The organism is Streptomyces sp. NPDC001351 (assembly GCF_042896045.1).
Lineage (GTDB): Bacteria > Actinomycetota > Actinomycetes > Streptomycetales > Streptomycetaceae > Streptomyces.
Window position 1 is genome coordinate 166,401 of the sequence record NZ_JBIAWS010000011.1, and the last position, 21,508, is coordinate 187,908.

At 72.4% G+C, this 21,508-nt stretch carries 16 protein-coding genes; 5 read left to right on the forward strand and 11 right to left on the reverse strand.

The window, feature by feature from the left end; genetic code table 11:
* Positions 1–12 precede the first annotated feature (12 nt).
* From folP to ACFY1U_RS35340, 3 genes are all read right to left on the reverse strand, one after another.
* Entirely contained in the window at positions 13–819 is an 807-nt protein-coding gene (gene folP, locus ACFY1U_RS35330; protein ID WP_390698236.1) for a dihydropteroate synthase, read from the reverse strand.
* Between the two features lie 688 nt (positions 820–1,507).
* Entirely contained in the window at positions 1,508–1,888 is a 381-nt protein-coding gene (locus tag ACFY1U_RS35335; RefSeq protein ID WP_390698115.1) for a bifunctional 3-phenylpropionate/cinnamic acid dioxygenase ferredoxin subunit, read from the reverse strand.
* A gap of 188 nt (positions 1,889–2,076) precedes the next feature.
* Positions 2,077–4,548, reverse strand: a complete 2,472-nt coding sequence (locus ACFY1U_RS35340; RefSeq protein WP_390698116.1) for a SpoIIE family protein phosphatase — start codon at positions 4,546–4,548, stop codon at positions 2,077–2,079.
* 201 nt (positions 4,549–4,749) lie between these two features.
* Here ACFY1U_RS35340 and ACFY1U_RS35345 point away from each other — a divergent pair, with 201 nt between their 5' ends.
* Positions 4,750–6,816: a SpoIIE family protein phosphatase gene (locus ACFY1U_RS35345; RefSeq protein ID WP_390698117.1), complete on the forward strand. Its 2,067-nt coding sequence runs from the start codon at positions 4,750–4,752 to the stop codon at positions 6,814–6,816.
* Between the two features lie 69 nt (positions 6,817–6,885).
* Positions 6,886–7,140 carry an EF-hand domain-containing protein gene (locus ACFY1U_RS35350; RefSeq protein WP_390698118.1) on the forward strand — a complete coding sequence of 85 codons (255 nt, stop codon included), beginning with the start codon at positions 6,886–6,888 and terminating at the stop codon, positions 7,138–7,140.
* Positions 7,141–7,214: 74 nt separating this feature from the next.
* Here ACFY1U_RS35350 and ACFY1U_RS35355 read toward each other — a convergent pair whose 3' ends face one another.
* The 3 genes from ACFY1U_RS35355 to ACFY1U_RS35365 form a co-directional block, all read right to left on the reverse strand.
* A complete protein-coding gene (locus ACFY1U_RS35355) occupies positions 7,215–8,138 on the reverse strand; it encodes an RNA polymerase sigma-70 factor (protein WP_390698119.1) in 924 nt (307 codons plus the stop codon).
* Between the two features lie 166 nt (positions 8,139–8,304).
* Positions 8,305–8,955, reverse strand: coding sequence for a DUF6629 family protein (locus ACFY1U_RS35360; protein ID WP_390698120.1), 651 nt, complete (start codon positions 8,953–8,955; stop codon positions 8,305–8,307).
* Between the two features lie 61 nt (positions 8,956–9,016).
* Entirely contained in the window at positions 9,017–9,748 is a 732-nt protein-coding gene (locus tag ACFY1U_RS35365) for a TioE family transcriptional regulator (protein ID WP_390698121.1), read from the reverse strand.
* Positions 9,749–9,806: 58 nt separating this feature from the next.
* Here ACFY1U_RS35365 and ACFY1U_RS35370 point away from each other — a divergent pair, with 58 nt between their 5' ends.
* The 3 genes from ACFY1U_RS35370 to ACFY1U_RS35380 all read left to right on the forward strand — a co-directional run bounded on the left by ACFY1U_RS35370 (position 9,807) and on the right by ACFY1U_RS35380 (position 14,059).
* Positions 9,807–11,012 carry an erythromycin esterase family protein gene (locus ACFY1U_RS35370; protein ID WP_390698122.1) on the forward strand — a complete coding sequence of 402 codons (1,206 nt, stop codon included), beginning with the start codon at positions 9,807–9,809 and terminating at the stop codon, positions 11,010–11,012.
* A gap of 219 nt (positions 11,013–11,231) precedes the next feature.
* Positions 11,232–12,464, forward strand: coding sequence for a PP2C family protein-serine/threonine phosphatase (locus ACFY1U_RS35375; RefSeq protein WP_390698123.1), 1,233 nt, complete (start codon positions 11,232–11,234; stop codon positions 12,462–12,464).
* A gap of 218 nt (positions 12,465–12,682) precedes the next feature.
* Positions 12,683–14,059, forward strand: a complete 1,377-nt coding sequence (locus ACFY1U_RS35380; RefSeq protein ID WP_390698124.1) for an alpha-lytic protease prodomain-containing protein — start codon at positions 12,683–12,685, stop codon at positions 14,057–14,059.
* A gap of 99 nt (positions 14,060–14,158) precedes the next feature.
* Here ACFY1U_RS35380 and ACFY1U_RS35385 read toward each other — a convergent pair whose 3' ends face one another.
* From ACFY1U_RS35385 to ACFY1U_RS35405, 5 genes are read right to left on the reverse strand one after another with little or no spacing between them, the layout of a single operon-like run.
* Positions 14,159–14,761, reverse strand: coding sequence for a sarcosine oxidase subunit gamma (locus tag ACFY1U_RS35385; protein ID WP_390698125.1), 603 nt, complete (start codon positions 14,759–14,761; stop codon positions 14,159–14,161).
* Positions 14,754–17,990, reverse strand: a complete 3,237-nt coding sequence (locus ACFY1U_RS35390) for a sarcosine oxidase subunit alpha family protein (RefSeq protein WP_390698126.1) — start codon at positions 17,988–17,990, stop codon at positions 14,754–14,756. Before ACFY1U_RS35390 ends, ACFY1U_RS35385 begins: the two co-directional genes overlap by 8 nt.
* 12 nt (positions 17,991–18,002) lie before the next feature.
* A complete protein-coding gene (locus ACFY1U_RS35395) occupies positions 18,003–19,235 on the reverse strand; it encodes a sarcosine oxidase subunit beta family protein (protein ID WP_390698127.1) in 1,233 nt (410 codons plus the stop codon).
* Positions 19,232–20,518, reverse strand: a complete 1,287-nt coding sequence (glyA, locus tag ACFY1U_RS35400; RefSeq protein WP_390698128.1) for a serine hydroxymethyltransferase — start codon at positions 20,516–20,518, stop codon at positions 19,232–19,234. Before glyA ends, ACFY1U_RS35395 begins: the two co-directional genes overlap by 4 nt.
* Positions 20,515–21,375 carry a bifunctional methylenetetrahydrofolate dehydrogenase/methenyltetrahydrofolate cyclohydrolase gene (locus ACFY1U_RS35405; protein ID WP_390698129.1) on the reverse strand — a complete coding sequence of 287 codons (861 nt, stop codon included), beginning with the start codon at positions 21,373–21,375 and terminating at the stop codon, positions 20,515–20,517. The genes glyA and ACFY1U_RS35405 overlap by 4 nt, the downstream gene beginning before the upstream one ends.
* Between the last annotated feature and the right edge of the window lie 133 nt (positions 21,376–21,508).

Genomic DNA, 21,508 nt, shown 5'->3' on the forward strand with positions numbered 1-21,508 from the left:
GCCGTGCCACGGTCAGGCAGGCGTTTCGGCGCCCCAGCGGGCCGTCACCCTTACCGCGTCGAGTGTCGACCTCACGTCGTGTACCCGTAGGCACCAGGCGCCTTGTGCGGCGGCGAGTGCGGAGACGGCGGTGGTTGCGGCCTCACGCTGTTGTGCCGGGCGGGGGTGACCGGTTGCCGGGTCGGCCAGCAGGCGGCCCAGGAACGACTTGCGTGACGCGCCCACCAGGACGGGGTGGCCCAGCGCGCGGAATTCCCCGAGCCGGCCCAGCAACTGCCAGTTGTGGTCCGCCTCCTTGGCGAAGCCCAGGCCGGGGTCGAGGATCAGGCAGCCGGGTCGGATGCCCGCCTGGAGCGCGGCCTCGACCCGCAGGCGCAGCTCGTCGACCACGTCCGTGACGACGTCGCCGTAGACGGCGTTCGCCTGCATCGCGGTGGCGTGGCCGCGCCAGTGCATCAGCACGTACGGCGCTTCGGCGCCGGCCATCGTCGGCAGCATCGCGGGGTCGGCGAGGCCGCCCGAGACGTCGTTGATCAGCCGTGCGCCCGCGTCGAGCGCGCGGGCGGCGACCTCGGCCCGCATGGTGTCGACGCTGACGACGGCGCCCGCCGCGGCGAGTTCCCCGACGACGGGCAGAACGCGTCGCAGCTCCTCCTCGACCGTCGGCCGCTCCGCGCCGGGACGGGTCGACTCCCCGCCCACGTCGACGATGTCCGCCCCTTGCTCGAGCAGCGCAAGTCCGTGCGCGACGGCCGCTTCCGGAGCGAACGAGAGCCCGCCGTCGGAGAACGAGTCCGGGGTGACGTTGACGACGCCCATCACCAGCGTCCGGCCGGGCCGCGGCAGCCCGTGCGGATACACGTCCGGCGTCCCCGGGCGCGGCGGGGCGCCCGCCTGGACCAGGGCGGTCATGAGGAGCCGGCCTTCCGCGCCGCCTCGGCGACCGACGACCCGCTCCGCCGAGCGCACGGGCGGTTCGGGTGGACACCGGCCGCGTCGAACTGGTTGCCCACGCGGTACCGGCCGGACCAGACGTACGACGACCCCCCGCCCCTCACGACGAGACCACGGCAACGGCCTGGCTCCCATGCGGCACAACCTGCGGGCCACCGGACCGCGCCATTCTGTCCGCGGTCAACGCGGCGACGGCCCACGCCGGAGCGCTCGACGGCGGTGCCGCCCAGTACCGGCGAGCCAGGGCCCACCGTCACCAGCGGACCGGCGAGGGCGGACGGGCCGAACCAGACGTACGACGGCCCCCCGCCCCTCACGACGAGACCACGGCAACGGCCTGACTCCCATGCGGCACAGCCTGCGGGCCACCGGACCGCGCCGTACTGCCCGCGGTCAACGTGGCGACGGCCCACGCCGGAGCGCTCGACGGCGGTGCCGCCCAGTACCGGGGAGCCAGGGCCCACCGCTGCCCGTGGGTCGGCGAGGGCGGTCCCGACGGCCGGTCGGCCGCCGCCGGGGTGACAGGGCTCGTCGGCGGCGGTCCTCACTCTCCTCACGCGGCCCCTCCCGCCGGTGTGGCCCCCCGGAGACGGGCTGCCACGCACGTCGGCGGGAGGTTCGGCGGAGCCTCGGACAGCTCGACGTAGATCGTGCCGTCCTCGACGAGGACCCGGTGGGTGCGGACGGGCAGCCGGGCCGGTGGGGCGTCGACGGCGCCGGTGCGCAGGTCGAACTTCGAGGCGTGCAACGGGCATTCCACCTCGCAGCCCTCCAGCCAGCCGTCGGCGAGCGAGGCGTCCTGGTGGGTGCAGGTGTCGTCGATCGCGTAGAGCTCGCCGTCCTCGGTGTGGAACACGGCGACCGCCGGGTCGGAGTCGAGCCGGAACGCCTCGCCTCGCGGCAGATCGGCGAGACGGCACGCAGGAAGCTTCATGACCACCTCGATGCGTATTACGAAACTAGATGCGCGAAACGCAACGCCAGTGTCGGGTCGCCCCCACCCCTTGTCAAGGAGCAGCCACGCGGCGGCTGTCAAGGAACCACCCCGCGGCAGCGGCCGAGGAGTCACCCGGCGGCGGCCACCACGGGGTCACCCGTGTCGGCCGGCCCCGCCGCACCCCGTCAGGGCATCTCCTGCTCCGCCCAGATGACCTTTCCGTCGGGCGTGTACCGGGCGCCCCAGCGATCGGTCAGCTGGGCCACCAGGAAGAGGCCGCGGCCGCCCTCGTCCGTGCTGCGGGCATGCCGCAGACGGGGGGCCGTGCTGCTGGCGTCGGCGACCTCGCAGGTCAGGGCGGTGTCGCGGATGAGCCGTAGCCGGATGGGGGGCTCGGCGTGGCGGATGGCGTTGGTGACCAGTTCACTCACGACGAGTTCCGTCGTCATGACCAGGTCCTCCAGCCCCCAGACGGCGACCTGGCGGGTGGCGCGGGCGCGGACGTCGGCGACGGCGGCCGGGTCCACCGGCACCTCCCACGAGGCGACGTGGTCGGCGCCCAGGGCGTGGGTGCGCGCCAGCAGAAGGGCGATGTCGTCGGGCTGCGGCACGGGCACGAGTTGCCGTACCGCGGAGGTGCACAGCGTGGAGAGGTCGAGGCCGGAGCGGGCCAGCAGCTCGCCGAGCCGGGACATGCCCAGCTCCATGTCGCCGTCCGCGCCCTCGATGAGGCCGTCGGTGTAGAGGCCGATCAGGCTGTTCTCGGCGAGTTCGATCTCGGTGGCCTCGAACGCCAGACCGCCGAGCCCGAGCGGCGGCCCGGCCGGCGGTTCCGGGAAGGACACCTGCCCGTCGGGTGCCACGACGACCGGCGGCGGGTGTCCGGCGCGGGCCATCGTGCACCGCCGGGTGACCGGGTCGTAGACGGCGTACAGGCAGGTCGCCCCGAGGAAGGCGGTGGCGCTGCGGGGGGCGGCCTCGTCGTCGGTCCGCTCGGCGCTCAGCCGCAGCACGAGGTCGTCGAGGTGGGCGAGCAGTTCGTCGGGCGGCAGCTCCATGTCGGCGAGGGTCTGAACGGCCGTGCGCAGCCGGCCCATGGTCGCCGCGGCGGTGATGCCGTGCCCCACCACGTCGCCGACGACGAGGCCGACCCGGCCCCCGGACAGCTGGATCACGTCGAACCAGTCGCCGCCCACGCCGTCCGTCGGATCCGCCGGCAGATAGGTCGAGGCCACCTCCAGCGCGGTTCCGCCGGTCAGGGCTTGCGGCAGCAGACTGCGCTGCAGGGTGACGGCCGCGGTGTGTTCCCGGGTGTAGCGGCGGGCGTTGTCGACGCACAGCGCCGCCCGCGCCACCAGCTCCCGGGCCAGCAGGACGTCGTCGGGCTGGAACTGGACGGGATTGAGTGACCGCATGAACGTGGTCAGGCCCAGGATGGTGTTCCGTGCCCGCATCGGCACGGCGATGAAGGAGTGCAGCCCGAACTCCTTTATTTTTGCTGCTCGTTCCGGCTGTTCGGCGATCCATCGCTCGTCGGAGGGATCGAGGACGGGCAGCAGGATCGGCTCGCCGTCGACGAGCAGGTTCATGTCGTGCGCGGGAGGCAGGAAGCCGGACCGGTCCCCGACCCGCACCACGGCCTCCGGGCAGCCCTCGCGCACCGAGCTCATTCCGGCCCGGCGCATCACCGGTCCGACGGAGGCCGGCCCGGCGTCGGTCAGCCATGCGCCGTGCCCTTCGGTGCTGAGCACGGGCTCCAGCAGGTCCACGACGACGAAGTCGGCGAAGCGGGGTACGGCGAAGTCGGCGAGTTCCTGGGCCGTCCGCATCACGTCGAGGGTGGTGCCGACGCACGTCCCCGCCTCGTTGACCAGCGTCAGCAGTCGGCGGGCGGTCCAGCGCTCGGTGACGTCCTGGACCATGTAGCAGACTCCGGTGACGGAGTCCTCGGCGTCCACCAGCGGGAAGAAGGATGTCGAGTAGGCGTGCTGGCGGTGCGGGTCGGCCCAGCTCCAGCCGAGGTACTCGTAGTCGGTGACGGGGACTTTGGTGTCCAGGACCTTGCGCATCAGTCCCTCGATGGCGGCCGCCTGCAGCCCGGGCAGCAGTTCGCTCAGCCGGCGTCCCAGCCGCTGCTCGCGGGGCACCCCGCCGAAGCGCTCCAGGGTGTCGTTGAGCCAGACGTAGCGCAGTTCCTCGTCCATCACGGCCATGCCGATGGGGGAACGGGTCAGGAACCCGTCAAGGACGGACTCGCCCACCGACCACTGCTGCCGCCGCTCCCGTGCCGACAGCAGGAAGCACTCGTCCTCTCCGATACGGAAGGACGCGGACACCCGCAGGTCGACATCGAGGACCCGCCCGTCGCGGTGACGCACGGAGATGAGGCCGCTCCAGCCCATTCCGGCGCGGCACCGCTGCGCGACGGCGGCCACCCGGGCCGGGTCGGCGGGCATCGCCACCAGGCGCGCGGCGGGGCCGCCGACCACCTCGGACGCGGGGTGGCCGAGCAGTGCTTCGGCGCCCCGGGTCCAGCCGAGCACGACGCCCGCCGCGGACACGACCGCCGCCGCGTCGGTGGACGCGTCGAGGAGTTCGCGTGGCCCCGAGGGCGTCGGCCCGTCGGATGTTTCTCGCGCAGGATCCATGGGTGCCATCCGGGTGCCGTCCTCTACAGGACCATGTTCCTGCTTGTCCGCCCGATCCGCACGGCCCTGGCGGACTCCCCCACCCCGCCCGTAGCGCTTCCGCGGTTCCCGGACCGGAGGGAGCATGGAAGTGCCGCTGGTCGGAACCCGGGTGGCGGTGATGCCGTACGGGATCCGCGGATCCCGCCGAACGGTGGAGGTGGTTGCGGGATGACAGCCGAATACTTCCGGTCCGACGGTGATGCGGACGATTTCGAGCCGCCCCCGCCGACCGGTCTGCTGGACCTCCTGAGCGTGGCCGCGACGGTCGTCGACGCCGACGGACGCATCGTGTTCTGGACCCCGCAGGCCGAGGAGCTGTTCGGATACAGCGCACAGGAGGCGCTCGGCAAGTACGCGGCCCGGCTGTTCATCCATCCCGAGCATCTGAAGTCGGTGGTCAAGCTGTTCACGGAGGTGCTGGAGAGCGGCCGGAGCTGGGCGGGCGCCTTTCCCATCCGGCACAAGGACGGCAGCACCCGCATGATGGAGTTCCGCAACATGCGGCTCCAGGACGATCTCGGGGACATGTACGCCCTCGGCATCGCCGCGGACCACAATCTGCTGCAGCGCGTCGAGACCGACCTGGCCCTGTGCGAACGGCTGATCAACCAGTCCCCGATCGGCCTCGCCCTCCTCGACGCCGATCTGCGATACCTCCTGGTCAATCCGGCGCTGGAGCGCATCGACGGCATCCCCGCCGAGGACCATGTGGGCCGGGCCCTGAGGGAGACGCTGCCGCTGCCCGACGTGGGCACCATCGAGAGCGCGCTGCTGCAGGTGCTCACCACCGGCACCCCGCTGCTCGACCAGTACCACGTGGGCCGCCCGCCGACCGACCCCGACCACGAGCACGCCTGGTCGCTGTCCTTCTACCGCCTGGAGGACCCGGGCGGACGGGTGCTGGGTGCGGCCGCCTCGGTCGTCGACGTCACCGAACGGCACCGGGCGGCCGCCGAGGCCGACCGGGCCCGGCGCCGCCTCGCCCTCATCGCGGACGCCTCGGTGCGGGTGGGCACCACGCTGGAGGTGGAGGACACCGCCCGTGAACTGGCCGAGATCGCCGTGCCGCAGCTCGCCGACGTGGTCGCCGTGGACGTCCTCGACTCCGCGCTGGCCTGCCGCCGCTCACGCAGACCGGACGACGGGCCGGAACTCTTCCGGGCCCTCGCGCTCAAGGCGGCCCAGCCGACCGTGGCACTGCGGGCGGCCGACCCGCCCGGCGGCCTCGCGGCCTACGAAGGGGACCGCCTGGTCACCTTGTGCGTGCACACCGGCCGGCCGGTCCTGGTACAGCATGTCGGCGAGCGCGATCTGCCGCGCATCGCCCGGGACGCCGAGGCCGGCTCGCTGCTGGCCCGGGCCGGCGTCCACTCCTACCTGGCCGTACCGCTGATCGCCCACGGCGAGATACTCGGCGCCCTGGACCTCAAGCGCACCACCAACCCGCTCCCCTTCGACGAGGACGACGTCGTCCTCGCGAGCGAGCTGGCCGGGCGCGCGGCCGTGGCCATCGACAACGCCCGCTGGTTCCAGAGCGTGCGCAACACCGCCCTCACCCTGCAGCGGAGCCTGCTGCCCGACCACCCGCCGCAGCACGCGGGGCTCGAACTCGCCTCCCGCTACCAGCCCGCCCAGGCCACCAGCGAGGTCGGCGGCGACTGGTACGACGTCATCCCCCTCAGCGACGACCGGACCGCACTGGTCGTCGGCGACGTCATGGGCAACGGCATCGACGCCGCCGCCACCATGGGCCGGCTGCGCACCGCCACCTGTGCCTACGCGGACCTCGACCTCGCTCCCGACGCCGTGCTCCAGCACCTCGACAAGATCACCTGCGATCTGGAGCACTACATCGTCACCTGCCTCTACGCGGTGTACGACCCGCACACACGGCGGTGCCAGTTCGCCAACGCCGGCCATATGCCACCCGCGCTGGCGGGCCCCGGCCGCGCCGCCGAGCTGCTCGACCTGCCCTCCGGCGCCCCGCTGGGCGTCGGCGGCATCGCCTTCGAGACCACCACCGCCCGGCTCGCCCCCGGCGACCTGCTGGTCCTGTACACCGACGGCCTCGTCGAGACCCGCCACCACCCCATCGACGACCGCCTCGACGTCCTGCTCGGCTTCCTCGACGAACCCCACCGTTCGCTGGAGGAAACCTGCGACCTGCTGCTCTACGGCCTGCGCCACCCCGACGACCACGACGACGTCGCCCTGCTCGTCGCCCGGGCCCTCTAGGCGGGCACTGCGGGGAACGGCTGTGACGGGAGAGGCGTTCTCCTTCGTGAAAGGACGGGGGGCGAGACGATGAGTGACAAGGCACGGAAGCTGTTCGAGGCGCTCGACCTCGACAACAGCGGAACGCTGACCCGCGAAGAGGTGATCATCGCCCTGCGGACCAAGGGCCCGACCCTGGCCGCGTCGGGGGATCTGCCGTTCTGGGCCCTGGGGGACGCCGAGGCGTCCTCCGCCCTCTTCGACGCCGCCGACCAGAACGGCGACGCCCTAGTCACCCTGGAGGAGTTCGCGGCCCTGGTGGATCGCCGCTTCGGCTGGCACTGAGACAGGCAGGCGCAGCTTCGGCGGACGACGGCCTCCCGACGCCCTTCCGCCGGCCGAGGACAAGGCGGCCGAGGTCAGCTGCCCTGGCGGCGGGCCTGTTTCACCTCGTGGTCGACGGCCCAGGCGTCGCCGACCGGGCCGAGGTGGCCGAGCTTGTCGGGGTTGATCACCGCGCGGACGGTCTGGATCCGGCCGTCGAGGACATCGAGGACCATGGTCTGCAGGATCCTGCCGTCCCGGTCGCGGAAGATCGCGCCGGGCTGGCCGTTGACCTCGTGCGGCTCGAACGTCACGTCGATCCGGATCAGCCAGGGGAAGACCGTGCCCAGCAGCCGGGCCACGTTCTCCGCGCCCATGACCGCCCTGGCCAGCTGCGGGGCCTTGCCGCCGCCGTCCCCGACCAGTTGCACATCGGCGGCCAGCAGGCTCTGCAGGCCGGCCACATCGCCGTTCTTGAGCGCGTCGAAGAACCGCGTCGCCAGCTCCTCACGATCCTCACGGTCCGCCTCGAACCGGGGCCGCCCGTCCTGCATGTGCCGCCGGGCCCGTACCAGCAGCTGCCGGCACGCCGCCTGAGAACGCCCCACCGCCGCCGCGATGTCGTCGAACCCGAAGGCGAACACCTCGCGCAGCACGAACACCGCGCGCTCCAGCGGGCTGAGCCGTTCCAGCAGCACCAGCGCCGCCATCGACACCGAGTCGGCCAGCTCCACCGCCCGCTCCGGATCCTGATACGGGTCGGCGAGCAGCGGCTCGGGAAACCACGGGCCGACATACTCCTCCCGCCGCACCCGCGCGGAACGCAGCACATCGATCGAGATCCGGGTCACCACGGCCGACAGATACGCCTTGCTCGAGGTGGGCCGGGTCGCCGAGCCGTCGAACCGCAGCCAGGCCTCCTGCACCGCGTCCTCGGCCTCGCTCACGCTGCCCAGAATCCGGTAGGCGATCGAGAACAGCAGCGGCCGCAGCTCCTCGAACTCCTCGACCTTGCTCACGCCGATCCCCTTCCCCCTGAGGTGCCCCCACGGCGCGCGTCCATGGGGTTCTCCTCTGCCGTCGTCAATAGCCACACCCTCTGAGACGGGGTGGCCCCGGCCCCCTGTGACATGGCCTGATGTGACCCGCGTCTCCCGCGCCGCGGCCGCCCTCAGCGCGCGGGATTCACACCGTCTCCGGGGCGTGCCGAACGGTACTGCGGGACTTCGGCCGCCGGCCGGCCACCCACCCGGACACCACCACCGAGCACACCGCCGCGAACGCGCACCAGGTGGAGACGAACTCCAGCCGCCACAGCGCCCAGCACACCAGCGCCCCCACCCCGGCCAGTACGCCGAGCGCCACCAGCCGGCGGTCCCCGGACAGCAGCAACGCGCCGACCGTGGCCAGCAGATAGCCCGCGATGAGCACACCCGCATACGGCAGCCCGATGACGTAGCCGACGGTGTGCCCGCGGATCTCGGCCCGCACGGGACGGGTGGCGATGGCGTACGCCAGTACGGCCGAGGTCGCGACGCCGGAGGCCACGGGAATCGACAGCCTGGCCGCGGCCTCGCGCGCAGCGGCGCTCAGCACGGCCAGCGGGACCCACACCGCGAGCAGAGGAAGGGCGATCACGGCCCAGGCGACGGTGGCCCATCCGGTGCCGCCCCCGACCTGCCAGACCCGCGCCTCGACCAGCTGATGGACGCCGAGCAGCACCGGCAACGCGGCAAGGGGGAGATCGCCGATCCGGTGCACGCGCGCCACGCAGGCCACACCGACGCAGGTGATCCCGGCGCCCGCCACGAGATCGGCTGTCGCACTCCAGCACATGGCACCACCTTGGCGGTGACCGCTCGTCAATTCCAGCGGTGCCCTCGGCGACGCAGGAGTCTCAGCCACGTTCGCGGAGGTACGCCTCCAGCTCGGCGGCGCCGGTCAGCATCGCCCGCCCGCGGGCGGACAGCTGGCTGCGCCAGTCGCACAGTGCGGCCTCCAGTGGCTCCAGACCGCCGGCCGCCCGCACCTGGGCGATCAGCGGGGCGATCTGCTCCAGCAGATAGCCGCCCCGTCTGAGCTGGTGGGCCAGCCGGGCGTCCCGCACATCGGAGGCGCCGTAGACGCGGTACCCGGTCAGCGGGTCGCGGCGCGGGCTCACCAGTCCGGCGCGCTCCCACTTGCGCAGCGTCGCGGGCCTGATCCCGAGCTTGCCCGCCAGCGGACCGATGAAGGTGCCGTCGGGCCCGGAGCCCGCATCCGGCTCGGACGCCGTGAGGGGGCCCAGGTCGCGCAGGGCGGTCTCCACGGCCTGGAGCGTACGGCGGTCTTCGAGGAGCTGGGCGTGGCTCTCGTCGATGAGGCGGAACGCCTCCTCCGCCGCGCCCTCGTTCACCGCCCGCATGATCGACGTCGCCGTCCGGTGCCCGTGGCCGGGCAGCAGGGCCAGGAAGGCGCGCAGGGCTGCCGAGTGCAGCGGTGTGTAGGTGCGGTAGCCGTGGGGGGTGCGCGCGGCGGCCGGAAGGATGCCGGCCTCCTCGTAGTTCCTGATCGCCTGCGTGGACAGACCATGACCGCGCGCCAGATCAACCGGCCTGAGCCGCTCGCCGCTTTGAAGGTTTGGCCCCATAACCCAGCCGATTCCGCGCAAAAGTCTCCACCGAAGGTTCAACGATAGCGTTGAAGGCATGGCACCCGACATCAAGGACACCACGCATGCCTTCGAGGCGGCCGCCGTCATGAGGCTGCTTCCGGCCCGGCCGCGGATCCTCGCTCTGGGCGAGCCCACCCATGGCGAGGACGCCCTGCTCGACCTGCGCAATGAGTTCTTCCGGCAGCTCGTCGAGCAGGAGGGCCACCGGACCATCGCTATCGAGAGCGACTGCCTGAGGGGCCTGAGCGTGGACGAGTACGTCACCGCCGGCACGGGCACCCTTGACGAGGTCATGGAGCAGGGATTCAGCCACGGCTGGGGCGCCTTTGCGGCCAACCGCGAATTGGTCTGCTGGATGCGCTCCCACAACGACGGCCGGCCCGCGTCCGAGCGGCTCCGCTTCGCCGGTCTCGACGGCCCCCTGGAGATGACCGGCGCCGCGAGCCCCCGACAGGCCGTCACCGCGCTCCACGACTACCTCGCGGCCCGGGTGGACACGGCCCTGCTGCCCTGCACAGCGGAAACCCTCGACCGCCTGCTCGGCACCGACGACCGGTGGACGAATCCCGCAGCGATGATGGACCCCGCCCAGTCCGTGGGACGGTCGGCCGAGGCCCGGGAGCTGCGACTACTCAGCGACGATCTGGTGGCGCTGCTCGACGCGCAGACACCGCACCTGATCACGGCGACCTCCCGCGACGACTGGGACCGGGCGCGCCTGTACGGACGTACCGCAACCGGTCTGCTGCGCTACCACCACTGGATGGCTGACACCTCACCGGCCCGCCTGACCCGGCTGGCGAGCGTGCGCGACCAGATGATGGCCCGCAATCTCCTCGCCCTCGCCGAACGGGGTCCGGTGCTCGTCCACGCCCACAACGCCCATCTCCAGCGGGAGAAGAGCTCGATGCGGATGGGCGGGACGCCGCTGGAGTGGTGGAGCGCAGGCGCGCTCGTCAGCAGCCGGCTGGGCGAGGCGTACGCCTTCGTGGCCACGGCCCTCGGCACGATCCGGCACCGGGGAGTGGACACCCCGCCGCCCGACACCGTCGAAGGGCTCCTGTACGCGCTCCCCGGGGACCGCTGCGTCGTCGACGCCTCCGGGCTCGCCACCGCCCTCGGAGACAACCGGCCCACGCACCGCGTCTCCCCCTGGTTCGGCTACGCCCCGTTCGACCCGGCCCACTTGGCGGAATGCGACGGGATCGTGTTCGTGAAGGACATCCCGCGGACCTCATAGCCAAGGACCCGCACAGATCGCGGGCGAGCGCGGCTGTGCGGGCACGTCCGTCGCCGCGGTCATCGAGCACAGCTTCGAGAGCCGGCCGGCGGCCGCACGGTGTTCCTCCAGGTACGCGGCATCGCCCAGCAGAGGGCCGCCGTCTGCCTGAACGGCCGCCTGCCGCATTCGCTTCTATCGTGGGAGCACACCGATGGTTGGCGCCAAGGCAGGCAGCACATGAGGAAACCGCAACCGATCGACTATGCGGCGGTCTTCCAGGCCCTGCCCGGCATGGTGGCGCTGCTGACGCCCGAGCTGGTCTACGTCGACGTCAACGACGACTTCACACAGCTGGCCGGGCGCTCCCGCGAGCAGCTCCTTGGCCGCTACATCTTCGACGTCTTTCCGGAGAACCCGAACGACCCGGCCGCCGCCGGAATGCGGGAGACCAGGGAGTCGATGCTGCGCGTGGTGGCCACCGGCGAGCGGGACACCATGGCGGTGCTCCGCTACGACATCGAGGACGCCCAGCGGCCCGGCCACTGGCAGGAGCACTTCTGGAGCCCCGTCAACGCGCCCGTCCTCGGCCCGGACGGGAAGGTGGTGCTGGTCGTGCACCGGGTGGAGGAGGTCACCGAGCTCCTGCGCGCCGGCGCCAGCCGGACCGACAGCGACCGGGCCCGCGTGCTGGAGGCCGAGCTCTACACCCGCGCCCGGGAACTGCAGGAGGTCAACGAGCGGCTGCGCAGGGCCCACGCCCATGAGCGTGAGGTCGCCCTGGCCCTGCAGACGGCGATGATGCCCACCCCGAGGCATCTCGGACCTCATCAGGCCGCCGTGCGCTACCGGCCCGCCATCGGTGACCTGAACGTGTGCGGCGACTGGTACGACCTGGTGGACCTGCCGGGCGACCGGATGGCGGTCGCGGTCGGCGATGTCGTCGGCCACGGTCTGGCGGCGGCCTGCGCCATGGGGCAGCTGCACAGCGCGCTGAGCGCGGCCACCCGGGTCACCGACGGACCGGCGCAGGCCCTGGAGGCCCTCGACATGTACGCCTGCTCCGTCGACGGAGCCGAGTCCGCCACGGTGGCGACGACGTTCATCGACTGGGGCGGGCGCAGCATCACCTACAGCTGCGCCGGCCATCCGCCGCCCGCCGTGCTGCACCCCGGCGGCACCGTGTCCTTCCTGGACCAGGCCACCGACCCGCCGATCGACGCGCGCCCTGTCCGTGTCGCCCGCCCCCAGGCACGGGTCTCCTTCGCGGAGGGCGACACCCTGGTGCTGTACACCGACGGTCTGATCGAGCGCCGCAGCGAGGACATCGGCACCAGCCTGGGCCGCCTCGCCGACTGCCTGGCCCGCCACCGGCAGACCGCTCCCGAAGCCCTGGCCGACGCCCTGCTGGCCGACCTTCTCCCCGCCACGGGCAACACCGACGACACCGCTCTGGTCGTCGTCAGCCTGTAGCCGACCGGCCCGTTCCCCGCGAAGCGTTCCCCCCACGACGGCCGCCTTCGCACTGCCTCCGGCCGGTGCTCCCCCATGCCCGTCGTACTGCACATGGCACCCCAGGCGTCCCCCAAAGCGCGAAAGACCCTCGCCTTTGACATCGTTCCGGGCCTTTGCGGCAAGGCCGCCTACGGATTCGCCTCAGTCTCCCCCGTACTCAGCAGGAGGTACACCGCATGGTCGGCAGACATGCAGCGGGCAGGCACCGCACCGCCCTGGCCACACTCGGCACCCTCGTCCTCACCGGGATCCCCGCGGTCGCGGCGGCGGCTCCGCCGCCCGCACCGGGGCCCGTGCCCGCCGGGGCCCGGTCGCTCGGCGCCGACAAACCGTCCGCGCAGATCCTCGGCGCGATGCAGCGCGACCTGCATCTGACGCGGGCCCAGGCGGCCACCCGGCTGGTCAACGAGGAGGAGGCGGGCACCCGTGCGGGCCGGCTGCACAACGCCCTGGGCGGGCACTTCGCCGGAGCCTGGGTGAGCGGGAAGACCTCCGCCGAGCTCACCGTCGCGACCACCCATGCTCAGGACGTGCCCGCCATCAAGGCGCAGGGCGCCAAGGCCGTGGTCGTCAAGGCGCCGCTCAGCGCCCTCGATGCCGTCAAGGCGAAGCTGGACGCGGCCGCCGTCCGCGTGAAGACGCACGACACCCCGGTCTGGTACGTGGACGTGCCGGCGAACCGGGTCGTCGTCGAGGCGACCAGGCAGTCGGCGGCCGCCGCCTTCCTCAAGGCCGCCGGGGTGGAGGACCGGGGTGTGGCGGTCCGGCTGACGAAGGACCGGCCGCGGCTGATGGCGGACCTCGTCGGCGGCGAGGCCTACTACATCAACAACGCCGCCCGCTGCTCCATCGGCTTCTCCATCACCAAGAGCCAGCAGCAGGGCTTCGTCAGCGCGGGCCACTGCGGCAAGGCCGGCGACAAGACCACCGGCTTCGACAAGACCGACCAGGGCACCTTCCAGGCGTCCACGTTCCCCGGCAAGGACATGTCCTGGGTGGCCGTCAACAGCAACTGGACCGCCACGGCCGACGTCAAGGGGTCGGGCGGCAGGAACACGCAGGTCGCCGGTTCGGTCCAGGGGCTCGTCGGGGCGTCGGTCTGCCGCTCCGGCTCCACCAGCGGATGGCACTGCGGCACGATCGAGCAGCACAACGCGTCGGTCGACTACGCCCAGGGCACCGTCGACGGCCTGACCCGGACCACGGTGTGCAGCGAACCGGGTGACTCCGGTGGGCCGTTCCTCTCCGGCGCCCAGGCGCAGGGCGTCACCTCCGGCGGCTCCGGCGACTGCACGGCCGGCGGGACCACCTTCTTCCAGCCGGTCAACCCGATCCTCAGCACCTTCGGTCTCACCCTGAAGACCGCGTCCGTGCAGACCGGCCCACCCGCCCCGCAGGGCACCGGCACGGCCAGCGCATGGGCCGCCGGCCGGGTCTACGAGGTGGGCGCCACGGTGACCGTCGCGGGCGTGCGCTACCAGTGCCTGCAGACCCACCAGGCGCAGGGTGCGTGGTCGCCGGAGGGCACGCCGGCCCTGTGGCAGCGGATGTAACCGCGGAGGGTTGCGGTGCGGGGGCGCGGCCCCCGCACCGCCCGCTCGGCGGACGAGTTCCGCGGCCCCGGTCCCCTCGCCCGGCAGCCACGTGCGCAGCTAGATGTATTCGGTCGCCGCGTCCAGCAACCAGTCCGTCAGGTAGCCGGCGAAGGACGAACGGACCAGGACCCAGAATCCGGCCCCGGGTTCGTCCCGGGCGACCAGGACGACCTGGGTGCGGCCCAGCGTCGTCTGGGCGCAGCGGCCCGCGCCGAACGCGCGCGGGTGCAGGTCCAGCGCGCAGCCGTGGGCCAGCAGATCGCGGGCGCTGGGGCCGGAGACGAGGAGGGTGGTGCGCTGGGCGGAGACGTCGGTGACGGAGACGGGCTCCTCGCCGACGGCCGTCCGGATCCGGGTCTCCAGGTCCCGCTCGCTGCCCGGCGGGCCCACCACCAGCCATTCGTCCGGGCCGAGCCACAGCGCGGTCGACTCCCCCGAGCGGATGGCCGTGTTGGGTTCGAGCGGCAGCTGCAGGCCCAGCGCGAGCCCGACCGCGTCGGCCGCTCCGCCCTTGGCGTCCAGGCGGACGTTCACCTGGGCCAGGAAGGGGAGTTCGGCCAGCCGGACCGCGCCCTGGGAGGTGCGGGTCGCGGCGGCCAGGCGGTCGGCGTAGGGCGCCAGGGGGCTGCGGGGCGGGGCGGTGAGTGCGGTGTCAGCCATCGCGGCGGGCTCCCTCGGGGTCGTAGAGGACGGGGCTTGCGACGGTCACCGGGACCAGGCGGTCACCCACAGGGGCGTACAGCCGCTCGCCGATGCGCTCCCGGCCGCCCTTGATCAGGGCCAGCGCGAAGGTCCGGCCGAGGGCGGCGCTGCGGTAACTGGAGGTGACGTGGCCGAGCATCGGGACGGGCGGCGCGGGCAGCTCGCTGTCGGCGACCAGCTGGGTGCCCTCCGGGAGGAAGGCGCCGGGGTCCTCCGGGAGCAGACCGACCAGGTGCTTGCGGTCGGGGCGGACGGTGTCGGCGCGGGCGAAGGAGCGCTTGCCGATGAAGTCGGGCTTCTTCTTCGACACCGCCCAGCTCATCCCGAGGTCGTGCGGGGTGATCGTGCCGTCGGTGTCCTGCCCGATGATCGGGTAGCCCTTCTCGGCGCGCAGGACGTGCATGGTCTCGGTGCCGTACGGGGTGATGCCGTACGGGGCGCCGGCCTCGTACAGCGCCTCCCACAGGGCGAGGGCCTGCCACGGCGACACGTTGATCTCGTAGGCGAGCTCACCGGAGAAGCTGATCCGGCACACGCGCGCCTCGATGCCCGCGACGGTCGTCTCCCGCCAGGCCATGAACGGGAAGTCGTCGTTGGAGACGGCCAGTCGGGGAGCGAGCGAGGCGAGGACGTCGCGGGACTTCGGGCCGACGAGGGCGACGGTGGCCCACTGCTCGGTGACCGAGGTGCAGTGCACCTTCAGCTCCGGCCACTCGGTCTGCAGCCACTCCTCCATCCAGTCCAGTACGGTCGCCGCGTTGCCGGTGGTCGTGGTGACCAGGAAGCGGTCCGGGGCGAGACGGATGACCGTGCCGTCGTCGAAGACCATGCCGTCCGGCTTGCACATCACGCCGTAGCGGATCATGCCGACCTTCAGGGTGCTCATCATGTTGGTGTAAAGCAGGTCGAGGAAGACGCCGGCGTCCGGGCCCTGTACGTCGATCTTGCCGAGGGTGGAGGCGTCCATGAAGCCCACGCTCTCGCGGGTGGCCGCGCACTCGCGCAGCACGGCCGTCTCCATGTCCTCGCCGTCCTGCGGGTAGTACCAGGGGCGCTTCCACTGGCCGACGTTCTCGAACAGCGCGCCGTGTTCGACGTGCCATCCGTGCAGGGCGGTGGTGCGGACCGGGTCGCTCAGCACGCCCCGGTCCCGGCCGGCCAGGGCCGCGAAGGAGACGGGCGTGTAGGGCGGCCGGAAGGTGGTCGTGCCGAGCACGGAGATGTCCACGCCGAGCAGGTCGGCGACCACGCCGCCGGCCAGGACGCCGGAGGTCTTGCCCTGGTCGTTGGCGGTGCCGGCGGTGGTGTAGCGCTTGGTGTGCTCGACCGAGCGCATACCGGCGCCCGTCGCGCGGGCCAGGTCGTCGACGGTGACGTCCCGCTGGAGGTCGACGAAGCGCGGGGCACCTTCGCGGCCCGGGACGGTGAAGACCTGCATGGGAGGCGTGGCCTGCGGCTGGGCGGGCACGGCCGGGAGCGCCGGGGTGTCCGGGGTGTAGCCCTCGGCCTCGATCGCCCGGGCGCCCGCGGCGGCGCCCTGGGCGAGCACGGCGGCCAGGTCGAAGGTGCCGTTCGCGCTGCCCGCGACCTCGACGGCCTGCCGGACGACGTCGGGCACGAAGGTGCCGAGCGCCTCGTCGTAGCGGAGCTTGCCGCCCGCCTGGCTGAACAGGTGCGCCACCGGGTTCCAGCCGCCGGAGACCAGCAGCAGGTCCGCGGCGAACTCCCGCTGCGCCACGGTCTCTCCGTACGGCGCCACGCTCACCGCGGTCAGCCGCTCCTCGCCCTCGGTGCCGGTCACCGCGTGTCCGGCGAGCACCTCGATGCCCGTGGCGCGGGCGCGGTCCGCCCACTCGCCCGGTGCGGGGCGGGTGTCGACGATCGCCGCGATCCGGACGCCTGCCGCGGCGAGGTCCAGTGCGGCGGCGTAGGCGCTGTCGTTGGTGGTGAACACGACCGCGTGACGGCCGGGCAGGACGCCGTGGCGGTGCAGGTGGGTGCGGGCCGAGGCGGCCAGCATGATGCCGGGGCGGTCGTTGTCCGCGAAGGCCAGCGAGCGCTCGTGGGCGCCGGTGGCGAGGACGACGCGGCGGGCGCGGATGCGGTGGACGCGTTCGCGGGACACGTTCGCCGGGGCCGCGGCGCCGAGGTGGTTGGTGCGGCGCTCCACGGCGAGGAGGTGGTTGTCGTCGTAGTAGCCGAAGACGGTGGTGCGGCGCAGCACGCGGACCTCGGGGGCGGACTCCAGCCGGGCGCCCAACTCGTCCGCCCAGCCGGGGAGTTCGCCAGTGCCGAGGAGGCTGCCGCCGAGTTCGGGGCGGTCGTCGGCGAGGATGACGCGGGCTCCGCTGCTCGCGGCGGCCGCTGCCGCCGCGAGGCCGGCGGGGCCGGCGCCGACGATCAGCAGGTCGCAGTGGGTGTGTACGGCGTCGTAGCGCGCGGGGTCCGGCTGGGTGGCCAGGCGGCCCTGGCCGGGGAGGCTGGATGCGACCAGGCCGTCGTAGAGCTCGACGGTCGTCGCGGGGAGCATGGGCTCGGGGAAGGGTTCCTCGATCTGGATGACGGCGTTGGGTTCTTCCACGCCGGCGGAGAAGATGCCTCGGGGGCGGCCCAGCTTGATGCTGGTCGACGCCTGTATCACGCCGTTGGCCAGGAGCGCCGACGCGAGGGTGTCGCCGCGGAAGCCCTGGTATTCGGTGCCGTCGAAGGTGAACGTGAGGGGTTCGGCGCGGTTGATGCGGCCGCCGGTCGCGAGGCGGAGGCCTGTGGCCGTGGACGTCGCCGGGGGCTCTGCCCCCAGGCCCCCGTTCGGCCCTGAAGGGGCCTCGTCCTCAAACGCCGGACGGGCTGGATGTGCTGAACGGGGCTCAAGAGTGGCCGCCGGCGAGGCAGGAGTGGCCGGCCGGGACTCGACAGTGGCCGGACGCTCCTCCCCTGCCCGGTATATCGCGAGGATCTCGTTCGTCGACGTGTCCCGTACCGCGTTGAACCAGCGGCGGCAGCCCGCCGAGTGGCTCCAGCGTTCCGCGAAGGGGCCCTTCGGGTTGTCGCGGAAGAACAGGTACTTGGCCCACTCCTCGTCGGTCAACGCCGACGGGTCCTGCGGGTACGCCACATGCGCCTGGCCGCCGTAGTGGAACTCGGCTTCGTCGCGGGGCCCGCACCACGGGCAAGAAATCAACAGCATGGTTCGGGCTCCCTAGTGGGCCACCGCGGCAGCGCCGTGCTCGTCGACGAGCGCGCCGGTGGTGAAACGGTCGAGCGAGAAGGGGGCGTTGAGGGGATGGGGGGTGTCGTGGGCGATGGTGTGGGCGTAGACCCAGCCCACGCCGGGTGTGGCCTTGAAACCGCCCGTTCCCCAGCCGCAGTTGAGGTAGAGGTTGTCGACGGGGCTGAGGCCGACGATCGGCGAGGCGTCGGGGCTGACGTCGACGATGCCTCCCCAGGTGCGCAGGACGTGGGCGCGCGCGAAGACCGGGAAGAGCTCCAGGGCCGCCGCCATCTGGTCCTCGATGATGTGGAACGCGCCGCGCTGGGTGTAGGAGTTGTACGCGTCGATGCCCGCGCCCATCACCAGCTCGCCCTTGTGCGCCTGGCTGACGTACACGTGGACGGCGTTGGACATGACGACGGTGGGGTGCACCGGTTCCAGGAGTTCCGAGACCAGGGCCTGCAGGGGGTGGCTCTGGACCGGGAGGTCGATGCCTGCCATGGCGGCCAGGACCGAGGTGTGGCCGGCGGAGCAGAGGGCCACCTTGCCGGCCGCGATCGGGCCCAGGTTGGTCTGGACCCCGATCACCCGGCCGCCGACCACGTCCAGGCCGGTGACCTCGCAGTTCTGGATGATGTCGATGCCTGCCGCGTCCGCGGAGCGGGCGAAGCCCCAGGCCACGTAGTCGTGCTTGGCGATGCCTGCGCGGGGCTGGTAGGTGCCGCCGAGGACCGGGTAGCGCACGTCGGGCGAGATGTTGACGATCGGGCAGACCTCTTTGACCTGCTCGGCGTCGAGCCACTCGGCGTCGACGCCGTTGAGGCGGTTGGCCTCGACACGGCGGACACTGTCGCGGACGTCCTGGAGGCTGTGGGCGAGGTTGAGGACTCCGCGCTGGGAGAAGAGGATCGGGTAGTCCAGCTCCTCGTCCAGTCCCTCCCAGAGTTTGAGGGCGTGCTCGTAGATGCCGGCGCTCTCGTCCCACAGGTAGTTGGAGCGGATGATCGTGGTGTTGCGGGCCATGTTGCCGCCCGCGAGCCAGCCCTTCTCCAGTACGGCGACGTTGGTGATGCCGTGGTTCTTGGCCAGGTAGTGGGCGGTGGCCAGACCGTGGCCGCCGCCGCCCACGATCACGACGTCGTACGACCGCTTGGGCTCGGGTGTGCGCCAGAGGAAGTCCGGGTGGTCGGGGAGGTCGGCGCCGGGGGTGGTGGGACTCATCGGGCGTCTCCTGAAGTACCGGAAAGGTGCGGGTAGAGCGGGTGCTTGGCGGCCAGGGCCGCGGTGCGGGCGCGCAGGGCCGCGATGTCGGGCCCGGGCTGGAGGGCCAGCGCGATCACGTCGGCGACCTCGGTGAAGTCCTCCTCCGTGAAGCCGCGGGTGGCCAGCGCCGGGGTGCCGATGCGCAGGCCGGACGTCACCATCGGCGGGCGCGGGTCGAAGGGGACGGCGTTGCGGTTGACCGTGATGCCGATCTCATGGAGCAGGTCCTCGGCCTGACGACCGTCGAGCGTCGAGTCCCGCAGGTCCACGAGGACCAGGTGGACATCCGTACCGCCGGTCAGGACCTTCACCCCGGCCGCCGCCGCATCCGGCTGCGTCAGACGCTCGGCCAGAATGCGGGAGCCGGCCAGCGTGCGGGCCTGGCGTTCGGCGAACTCCGGGGACGCTGCGACCTTGAAGGACACCGCCTTCGCGGCGATGACGTGCTCCAGGGGGCCGCCCTGCATGCCGGGGAACACCGCCGAGTTGATCTTCTTGGCGAGGTCGGCCTCGTTGGTGAGGATGACTCCGCCGCGCGGGCCGCCGAGCGTCTTGTGGGTGGTCGTGGTGGTGACGTGGGCGTGCGGGACCGGGTTCGGGTGGAGCCCCGCCGCCACCAGGCCCGCGAAGTGCGCCATGTCGACCATCAGCAGCGCGCCGACCTCGTCGGCGATACGGCGGAAGGCCGCGAAGTCCAGCTGCCGGGGGTAGGCCGACCAGCCCGCGATGATCATCTTGGGGCGGTGTTCCTTGGCGAGCTGCTCGACCTCGTCCATGTCGACCAGGTTGTCGGCCTCGGACACGTGGTAGGGCACCACGTTCAGCATCTTGCCGCTGTAGTTGATGCGCATGCCGTGGGTGAGGTGGCCGCCGTGCGCGAGGTCCAGGCCGAGGATGGTGTCGCCGGGCTGGAGCAGCGCGAAGAAGACCGCCGTGTTGGCCTGGGCGCCGGAGTGCGGCTGGACGTTGGCGTAACCGGCCCCGAAGAGGGACTTGATGCGCTCGATCGCGAGGCGCTCGGTGACGTCGACGTGTTCGCAGCCGCCGTAGTAGCGGCGGCCGGGGTAGCCCTCGGCGTACTTGTTGGTCGCGACCGAGCCCTGGGCCTCCATCACGGCGGTGGGCGCGAAGTTCTCGGAGGCGATCATTTCGAGGGTCGACTGCTGGCGGTGGAGTTCAGCGGCGAGCGCTTCGTGGACCTCGGGGTCCAGCTCCGCAAGGGGGGTGTTCAGCGCGTTCATACGGCGTTCGCGTTCCTCTCGGCGGCCTCGACGACGTTGGCCAGCAACATCGCGCGGGTCATGGGGCCCACGCCCCCGGGCATCGGCGCGAGCCAGCCGGCGACCTCGGCGGCCTCCGGGTGGATGTCGCCGACCAGCCCGTTCTCGGTGCGGGTGATGCCGACGTCCAGGACGGCCGCGCCGGGGCGCAGCATGTCCTTGGTGATCAGTCCGGGCGAGCCGGCGGCCGCGATGACGATGTCCGCCTCGCGCACGTGCCAGGACAGGCCCTTGGTGCCGGTGTGGCAGAGGGTCACGGTGGCGTTCTCGGAGCGGCGGGTCAGGAGCAGGCCGATGGGCCGGCCGACCGTGATCCCGCGTCCGATGACGCACACCCGGGCGCCCGCGAGGGGCACCTCATAGCGGCGGAGCAGTTCGACGATGCCGCGCGGGGTGCAGGGCAGCGGCGCCTCGGTGCCCAGGACGAGCCGGCCGAGGTTGACGGGGTGCAGTCCGTCGGCGTCCTTGGCCGGGTCCATACGGGCCAGCACGGCATTGGCGTCCAGGTGCCCGGGCAGCGGGAGCTGGACGATGTAGCCGGTGCAGGCCGGATCGGCGTTGAGCTCGTCGATGACGTCCTCGACCTGCTGCTGGGTCGCGTCCGCGGGCAGATCACGCCGGATGGACGCGATCCCGACCTGCGCACAGTCCCGGTGCTTCCCGCCGACGTAGGCATGACTGCCGGGGTCGTCACCGACGAGGACGGTGCCGAGGCCGGGCGGCCGGCCACCGGTTGCGGTCAACTTGGCAACGCGTTCGGCGAGTTCGCGGCGGATGGCGGCGGCCGTCGCCTTACCGTCAAGCACTTGGGCAGTCACCGACGGCACTCCTTCAAACTGGGCGGGAGTTGAGCGCCCCGACAGGGGCGCGGGACTGTTTCGATCAGCGGCTCCGCCGCGGGGCGCGACCAGCCACAACGAACCTGCCGCCGATCGACAACCAATCGCGGCA